Origin of the sequence: Pseudanabaena sp. 'Roaring Creek', assembly GCF_001402795.1 — a bacterium.
GTDB lineage: Bacteria > Cyanobacteriota > Cyanobacteriia > Pseudanabaenales > Pseudanabaenaceae > Pseudanabaena.
In genome coordinates this window covers 1-4,185 of record NZ_LIRE01000148.1, presented here as the reverse complement: position 1 = coordinate 4,185, position 4,185 = coordinate 1, and the positions used below count along the sequence as shown (strand labels likewise).

The window sequence follows — 4,185 nt, the reverse complement described above, 5'->3', positions numbered from 1 at the left end:
GTGGGCTTAATTAAATATAAAACCCTAAAACCTGCGGAGCACGCGCAGCGTGCTCCGCAGGTTTTAGATCTGTATTTTAATTATGCTGAGGTACTTATTTTCTATTTTCAGTATTTATCAGTTTAGGTTTAGGGACTTCAATCAAAAATGTCGCTTAATAATTTTTGTCTCAAGGTTTGCGGTGTTTCGGTATTGAGTCTAGCGATCGCGATGCCTGTTATGGCAGAGAGCAAAGATGCGCAGCAGCTACTCGATACCATGCAAAATGACTCTCTCGTAAAATCTCAAGAACTCCAGAGTAATGAGCTCGCTCAAGTTAATGCGATATCGCAGCTAAGCGATGTACGTCCTACAGACTGGGCTTTCACGGCTTTACAATCCCTAGTGGAGCGCTATGGCTGTATTGCTGGCTATAGCGATCGCAGCTTTCGCGGAAAGCAAGCCCTCAGTCGCTACGAGTTTGCGGCTGGGCTCAATGCTTGCTTGGACAAAATTAATGAAATTATTGCCGCAGGATTAGCTGATAAAGTTAGCAAACAGGACTTAGCAACCCTCCAAAAGCTGCAAGAGGAATTTGCTGCCGAACTGTCAACACTGCGCGGTCGAGTTGATAGCTTAGAGGCGAAAACCACTAAACTCGAAGCCCAACAATTTTCCACTACTACCAAGCTTTCGGGCGAGGCTATCTTGGCGGTAAGCGGCGTTTCTACGGGACGAGACTCCATCGCTAGCCCCTTTGGAGGAACTGCGCCTACTAAGCAAAATATCGTTTTTCAAAACCGCGTCCGTTTGAACTTTTTGACTAGTTTTACGGGAAGCGATCGCCTGCGAACGAGGTTGCAGATGGGAAATGCTCAACCTTTATTAACCACTTCTAATGCAGTTGCGCCTGCAAGTCTCTTGGCTAGTAACGATGGACGCTTGGGCTTTGATGACTCGACCTTAGCCACTAATAACAATTCAATTTTCCTCGAAGCTTTAGACTACAGCTTTTCCCTAGGCGATCGCATGAGGGTCACCGTATTTGCCAATGGCGGCAATCATTTTTACTATGCGGATACGATCAATCCCTATCTCGATGCCCAAGGCGGAGGAAATGGTGCTTTGTCTCGATTTGGCGAACGCAATTCCATCTATGGCATCAATGGTAATGGTGCGGGAATTGGACTAAATTACAAAATCAGCGATGCTTTCAAACTCGATCTTGGGTATTTGGCAAATACTGCTAATTTACCCACGGGCACAACGGGGAGTGGATTAACGGGTGGCAATTATTCCGCTCTCGCACAGTTAGTATTCCAGCCATCCGAGCAATTTAAAGCGGGACTTACCTATGTACTTGCCTACAATGGCACAAGTGCGGGTCAGTCAGGATTTCGCTATGGTGGTGCGGGTCAGGCCACAGGCAGCTTTTTAGGAAATTTAATCGCAGGGGCGAGATTGATCCCCACCGATGCGACTAGTACCATTCCTAGTACTCCCGTTTCGAGTAATTCCTACGGCGCACAGATTTCCTATCGCTTCAGTCCCAATTTTGTGGTCGGGGGCTGGGCTGGCTATACCTCAGCAAGATTATTTAGCTTAGGAGATGCCGATATTTGGAACTATGCCATTTCTTTCGCTTTCCCCAATCTTGGGAAAGAAGGAAATTTATTAGGAATTGTGGCGGGTGTGGAACCAACCCTCAGAGGTATAAGAACCTATGCTGGCAATTCCTTGCCTCTGTCTAATAGTGAGGTCTGGCATCTTGAAGCTTTTTACAAATATCAAGTCACTAACAATCTGTCCATAACCCCAGGATTTATCTGGATCCTTAACCCTAATCAAGTTTCCGATAATGGCAATCTATTTATTGGGACGATCAGAACTACTTTTTCATTCTAGTATTTTTTTCTCTGATTAAAAAAAGCTCATGGGTCTAGAATTTCTCCCAAGGAGCTACCGATTGAGTCAGCGAAGCGATCGCATTTAGGATCGAGTTGGTTCAAAATCGGCACAAAACCCCAATAGCTCATTGATTTACTTGTTTAATGCTCTATGGGCTTGATAGACCAATATCTTGAATAATTTGAGTGACAAATTGAAGTGCGATCGCATTTTTAGCGATCGCACTTAGCAGATATTGCCCTACGGTCAAATCAGCAATGAAAAAAGCGATCGCATTTTTAGCGATCGCTATTCTTTTAAGCCCGTTCAAATGGTTGATTTAGCTAGCTGTTAGTCCTGTTTAGGTTGTTCAGGTTGTAGGGATGGTTGATTTAATTCCCTGTAAAGCTCATAGAAAAGCATTCGGGTTACTTTGAACAAGATTCTGATGATCTTCTGTTTTCCAGAAATCTTACTTTCTTTCAAACCTTTGAGCGTCCAACCATCGGCACGAATCTCATTTAGTTGTTTGCCTAGCCAACTAGAAGAGCGGCGATCGGGTAGGACGCTGGTCAATGTCCAAGCATAGAGGCTAGCTCTCGTCACGTCAGACCCGCCCAAAGCCTTAACCTTCTTATCGCCCGATTGCTTTTCAGTGTAGCCAAGTCCTAGAAATAGCTGGAAACTTCTAAGCGATCGGTGGCGTTTCTGGGATGTGGGTATGCCCTGTTTGTTGATTCCATCGTCGTAGGTGACCCACGGCTTGCCGTCGAGCAGAAAGCGATCAAATGGGTAGCACTGGCAAAGTAGTAAAGCTTGGTTACGAATGCCAAAGCCGAATTTTTTAAAAACTTTGAGGTATGGTGCAAACTCATCGGATTGCATGAGTAGAGTAAGGTCACGCTCTTTTTTGTCTAGCTGTTTTTGAAGTTCGCAGATTTTCTTAGCGTGTTCCTTGGTGTATTCACTAATCTCAATGCCGATCGCGCGTGCGGCGCTGTTTTGGTGCAGCTTCTTGATGGCTGTATATTCCCTAATTCCTGCTACATATCCCCACATTGGAGCATAGCCAAGCTTGTCAGAAATATTAGAGTTTTTCTGTGCAATTTCTGGAAATTCCATAGTCAGGCGTTGTCTTGCCTGATTAATTAGTGAGTTAAGCAGTTTATCGAGCTGCTCGCATTCAAAGAACCAATCGCGCACAAGTGTTATTTGACCTGTGGAAAACTCTAAATATCGCTTGTTGCCATGGACATCGACAAAGCGATCGTCAAAGTAGGTCAGGGCGAGACAAAATGCATCTTCTGGGTCAGTTTTATTCTTGAAACCATATGCTCCACGCTGTGCAGCTAAGTCACCATGACCAATCCAATAGATCGGGATTTTGTGAAAGTCTGCAAGATGTTTCCAGAAATTGCTATACCAAATACCTGTAGGTTCCATGACCACGGCATCAGGTTTTAGATCGAGTAATTTCTGTACCCCGGTGGGGTCAGCCTGACATTTGATAATGTCCTTTTTGATATTCTGGAAATGCTTAAGCGGTTGATCTGGGTATCCAGTCAACAGGCAAGCCGTGACGTTGTTTCTGCCAACGTCTAGACCGATGATATTCATGATGTCGCGAGTGATTATGTTTGTTAGACCTAGGAATCACCCAGAAGCGCTTCAGGCTTAATTCATTCTGTAGGTTTATAGAGAGTCGGTTTGCGAAAAAGTGAAGCAGCAAGGCTTTCTTCCTTCTAGAAACCGTCTCTCTATGCCGAGTGCTTTGGACACACCCAGCAAGCGACGCGGTGATATTCACCGCGTCCGTTGCTGAGTTGTCTAAGCGAAATCGTCCTCCCATTGATTACCGAGCCAGCCTATGAGTTCATCAAATTCGTCATGGGTAAGTTGTAGATCTTGCCGCCAGCCCAATTTCATAGTGTCACTGAGTGCGGGAAATTTTTCCCGATGGCGATCGCAAAATCCCTCTACAAATTTCCTCCCAAAGCTTTCAATATCCTGTGAAAGTTCAACGTTCATAATTGCAGTCTGGATTAGACCGCAAAGGATTATGGCTTCACGAGGAAGAATTTTAAAAAGGATCTCTTCCTCGCTCTGCAATTCTTGTAAACACGCTTTAGATTTTTCCTGTAGCTCTTCTCTGGTTGGTAGGGGTTCATCTTCCTCTATCGAGATAGGTACTTTCGGGATACTAAACCCGATCGTCGGTTTGAGTTCGATGATGTGTTTGAGGCGATCGCAGATGCCAAGGTAGACATCGACAATCTCGCTCTCAGAAAACTGCGAGGCATCAATGAAATTAATCAAGGC

4 protein-coding genes are annotated in these 4,185 nt (G+C 44.9%); 1 reads left to right on the top strand and 3 read right to left on the bottom strand.

Annotated elements, in window-relative coordinates; genetic code table 11:
* Window positions 1-147: 147 nt before the first annotated feature.
* Entirely contained in the window at window positions 148-1,884 is a 1,737-nt protein-coding gene (locus AC805_RS04670) for an iron uptake porin (protein WP_055074334.1), read from the top strand.
* Window positions 1,885-2,035: 151 nt separating this feature from the next.
* Here AC805_RS04670 and AC805_RS25425 read toward each other — a convergent pair whose 3' ends face one another.
* The 3 genes from AC805_RS25425 to AC805_RS26065 all read right to left on the bottom strand — a co-directional run.
* Window positions 2,036-2,197: a hypothetical protein gene (locus AC805_RS25425; protein WP_156341301.1), complete on the bottom strand. Its 162-nt coding sequence runs from the start codon at window positions 2,195-2,197 to the stop codon at window positions 2,036-2,038.
* Window positions 2,198-2,217: 20 nt separating this feature from the next.
* Entirely contained in the window at window positions 2,218-3,483 is a 1,266-nt protein-coding gene (locus AC805_RS04665) for a hypothetical protein (RefSeq protein ID WP_055074333.1), read from the bottom strand.
* Window positions 3,484-3,693: 210 nt separating this feature from the next.
* Window positions 3,694-4,185, bottom strand: a 492-nt coding sequence (locus tag AC805_RS26065) for a hypothetical protein (RefSeq protein ID WP_197278635.1), incomplete at its 5' end; no start/stop codon positions are given.